The 3,928-nt window shown below is 52.6% G+C and carries 4 protein-coding genes; 2 read left to right on the plus strand and 2 right to left on the minus strand.

Going from position 1 to position 3,928, the window contains the following annotated elements; all coding sequences use genetic code 11:
* Positions 1–156 precede the first annotated feature (156 nt).
* Positions 157–1,131: an EF-hand domain-containing protein gene (locus tag ACFQMF_RS15750; protein ID WP_256410080.1), complete on the minus strand. Its 975-nt coding sequence runs from the start codon at positions 1,129–1,131 to the stop codon at positions 157–159.
* Positions 1,132–1,825: 694 nt separating this feature from the next.
* Here ACFQMF_RS15750 and ACFQMF_RS15755 point away from each other — a divergent pair.
* Both ACFQMF_RS15755 and ACFQMF_RS15760 read left to right on the plus strand, forming a co-directional pair.
* Complete coding sequence (locus ACFQMF_RS15755; RefSeq protein ID WP_256410081.1) at positions 1,826–2,149, plus strand: hypothetical protein; 324 nt, start codon at positions 1,826–1,828, stop codon at positions 2,147–2,149.
* A 170-nt stretch (positions 2,150–2,319) separates the two neighbouring features.
* The gene (locus ACFQMF_RS15760; protein ID WP_256410082.1) at positions 2,320–2,841 is read left to right on the plus strand and encodes a hypothetical protein; all 522 of its coding nucleotides are present in this window, start codon (positions 2,320–2,322) and stop codon (positions 2,839–2,841) included.
* 502 nt (positions 2,842–3,343) lie between these two features.
* On the opposite strand, the gene ACFQMF_RS15765 is transcribed toward ACFQMF_RS15760, so the two are convergent.
* Positions 3,344–3,514: an HVO_0758 family zinc finger protein gene (locus ACFQMF_RS15765; protein ID WP_303654831.1), complete on the minus strand. Its 171-nt coding sequence runs from the start codon at positions 3,512–3,514 to the stop codon at positions 3,344–3,346.
* Positions 3,515–3,928: the final 414 nt, after the last annotated feature.

The following is a 3,928-nucleotide window of genomic DNA, read 5'->3' on the forward strand; positions in this document are numbered from 1 at the left end:
ACTCCTCGTCGGAGGTTCTTGGCCGGCAGAGACTCATCAATTCCCGCTCAAAATAGAACCAACCCTGAGAGGCGGAGATAGATCGAAGTTTACTCCGCAAATCTCTCTGTCGAATCAGCAACTACTGTTTAGCGGTGGGTAGCTCAAAACACGTGTCTACGACTGCCCGAACACAGTAACAACGTCTCCGAGTTCACTCGCAGTCAACTCGCCCTGCCCGTAGCTATTGACTGCGTTCCCGAGCTCGCTTGCGGTGATCGTCCCATCACCGTCATCGTCGAACTCGCCGGCGCTCCCACTGAGCGGCGAGCCGGGCTGACTCTGATTCCCGACAGGGCCACTCACGCGCTGCTCATCAGTGATCTCGAGTAAAAAAGGACTAATCACCAAGTCGTCCGGCGCAAACTCGTCAGGCCCGGGCTCGTCTTTATATATTCCTATCCCGAACGTTCGGCTTTCATTGAACTCTGTGTTCTCCACTGATGCTACAAAATAATCAGTGCCACCCTGGTTCCTAAATTCAAGAATTTTTTCATTCGCAGCGCTCCCGCTCACATTCTGTTCGAGTTCAACGTACCAGTCTGGATTTACTTCTGGGTCACGAGAGATGGCAATCGTCGAGCCATTGTACTCGATATCGACCTCATACAGGACTCCACGTGTTCGTGGCTCTGTTGTGGCGACAGGATTTCCGTTCTGATCCACGATTTGGACTTCATACGCAGCGAACGTTTCACTCTCAAACATGCCAAGATCGCCTTGAACCGAGACATCTGGGAACGCAGTGGTCTCGGGACCAGAAACCGTCATCTGCGTCTGGCCCTCAATCAGATTACCCGGGTTGACCGACAGGTCACTAACAGTGTATGTCTGTGTCGCATTCTGGAGCGGTAGCGTCACTTGTTCGCCTGTGGCGGGTTTGACGACTCGGACAGTGTACTCTGATTCTGGCCCGAGTTCGAATGTCTCACCGTCAACTGTTTGGACACTCAAATCCTGACTGAACGGCGACGGGCCATCTGTCCCACTACCGCTATACTCAATCTCAAATTGGCTTCCACTCTGTGCAGCCGTCGTACTCACCACAACAGAGACAGCGCCAATGGCAATGATGAGTGTGAGCAGCCACACCAGCCATCGCCGCGATGATCGCTCGTTGGTAGACGTATGGGAACTAGTATCAACCACACCACAATGTTCCCGTACATTTCAATAAATCTTATTTTTATTACGGATAATAGACGCCACGGTACATGACCCACGACGCCTCCGTGACTCCAGTGGACGCATTCCGGTGTTACGTGTTGGACAGGACACAGACCGACACGCCCACACCGCACTTCTACCCAGCTAAGCATTGGGCCCTCTAATCTCCCACCTGAGAATCCCAATACCAGACTTCTATACCTGGCAGACAGTCTTTCTGTATGGCGTGAATTCAGACGCTCTCTCTTATTATCGGTTTCCCTGTTCTTGCGATATGCATCCACGAAATAACACATTTAGTGGCTGCTCGGATGGCCTACCCAGTTTCAATCGAACAGGATTCATGGATTCCATTTCGGATTCGGCTTGATTTCGATCAGCTGCCCTCAAAGGCTACACTTCGGACGATTGCGCTCGCTCCGCTACTTGTTGGGTGTATGGCTGCTATTATCGCTGTTCACACCGGCGTCTGGACACAACTTAAAGCCGCTGACCCGTACTACCTCCACTACCTTGCAGCCGCATACTGGACTCTCTATAGTATCCCGAGCCCCGCGGATCTTCGACTCGCGCTACGGCCGCCGACAGATCGGATGGCGGACGTGCAGCTGAACGCACAATGAGCCCACAGCCAATCGCCCCGGCATGGGGTGACGACGGCCGTGCTGTCGCACCGGTAATTGGAGTCGTCATTCTCTTCGGATTCCTGATTTTGACACTCTCGGTGTATCAGGTAGAGGTTGTTCCACAGCAGAATGCGGAAGTTGAGTTCCAACACTTCGAGGACGTCCGGAACGACCTTATCGAGCTAAGAGCGAGTATTCTGCAAGCCGGGAGTATTGACCAGCCACAGTACCAGACAGTTCAGCTGGGGACTTCCTACCCAACCCGTGTCTTCTCGGTGAATCCACCAGCGCCAGCCGGAACGATACGGACGACATAGTCGTATCCGATCACGATCTCGAACGGGAGTGACACACCAGACGGGACGATAACGGTTCCAACGCGGTTTATTCTGTATCGGCCGGGCTACAACGAGCTTGATCGGCCTTCGACGTGGTATGACGCATCCGTACTGTACGTTGACGCTCGCGGTGAGGGGGTGGAATCGCGGTGATTGAAGATCAGGCGATCGTTGAAAGTGGAGAGGTACAACTTACGGCTGTTCAACGAGAGTTTCAACGAAGCGGGACCGGTCGGGTGACGCTTGAACTCCGCCCAGCTCAAAATGACATTGGTGAGATCCCTACTGGGGATCTCACCGTCACTATCCCGACGCGATTGAGTGAGAGCGACTGGGAAACGAAGACTGATCTTCCGACCAACGATAGTGTCTACGTCGGCGTGACGGACACAGGCAACGACGGTGTCGATGGCTTCAATATATATAACCTAACCCTCAATACAACATCTGATAAGCTAACTGTGGATATCGTTGGCGTGCAGGAAGACCCTGATGAGCCGACGCAAACAGATAATGCACGCATCCCCGATGGCTCAGGTAGTGATGGTGGGCCGGGCAATGATGGTGGAACTGGTGGCGACGGTGGGACCGGTGGCGATGGCGGGACTGGTGGTAATGTGGGTGAGGACTTTCAGGTTACGTTCAAGCAGTTCGATGGGGACAGTATTTGACTCACATTCCGAAATGAAAACAACGTTGAGGTGGATGTTACGCGGATCCGTCTTGACTCGTACTCCGATGCAAGTGGGGGAGGGAACCCGATCGACCGGATTGTATTCCAAGGTGATAACTCAAATACTGTGCTTATACAGGATGGGCAGCTCAGGAGTGTTGATGTACAACCGTTCGGCAGCGGCAGCAGCCAGGACTACACCGTCTCTGTACGGCGTCCTTCGGGTGGATCTGGCGGCTCAAAGGCGGAGCCGATCGAGAGTGGTGACCAGTTTATGATCACTCTTGAATTTGGAAACGGTGATATGCAGCAGTATACCATCTCGGTTACCTAGTAGCGAGAATTGCTGGGTTCGGTGTGTCCAAGCCGAGGGGGCCGGAAGTACAACCTCGGCGGCGTCAAGCTTCTCGTCGAGATAGGCGTGGCCGTCGCGGTGAGACAATCGAAGTCACGAGAAATGCGCTCGAAAGATCGTAACCGGTCACGCATTCAGCCGTTAGTCACCGAAGATCTTTGTACTGTGTACCGCACTCTGGACACGTGCGAAGGTCAAACAATTCGTCCGGATCGGTTGTCGTCTTCAGCACCTTCTCACAATCTGCACATTTAAGCCGCCCGTAGGTATCCTTAAAAAGATCATCGTCTCGAAGTCCCTTTCGTGTAGATTTCATCTGACTTTGAGGTAGATCAACATAGAACAAAAGCCTGCTCCTCTGGTTGCTAAGTATTCGAAATTGTCACTTGTGTCGTTTATTAAACGTGGTCAAGGATTAGTCAATTCGCAACTTTTGAGCAGCGTCTGCGGAGATCGTAATCCCGCCTCACTACTTATGATGGTTCTATCACACACCGCATCGAAGAGCTTCCGAAGGTCCGCGATGTATGACTGCGGCCGTTTGGTCTGTATTCGTCTCGTCGCTTTGTCCGTATCGTTGAGCCATCTATGACGGACGTAGATGTTCGCGAACGAATATTGACTCTTCGGGGGAACTCACAAATCACGGGTGGGAGGTAATCAAGATCTGTTTTTTTTTTTTACCGCGGGGCACGTCTATAGCGACAAGACACCCTTGTCATCATCGGAT

It is taken from the genome of Halorubrum rutilum (assembly GCF_042665015.1).
In the GTDB taxonomy this organism is placed as follows: domain Archaea; phylum Halobacteriota; class Halobacteria; order Halobacteriales; family Haloferacaceae; genus Halorubrum; species Halorubrum rutilum.

What these genes read in the sequence shown, in the direction of transcription:
- ACFQMF_RS15755 (WP_256410081.1), top strand. Translation starts at nt 1,826, where the DNA reads ATGAGCCCACAGCCAATCGCCCCGGCATGGGGTGACGACGGCCGTGCT.
- ACFQMF_RS15765 (WP_303654831.1), bottom strand. Translation starts at nt 3,514, where the DNA reads ATGAAATCTACACGAAAGGGACTTCGAGACGATGATCTTTTTAAGGAT.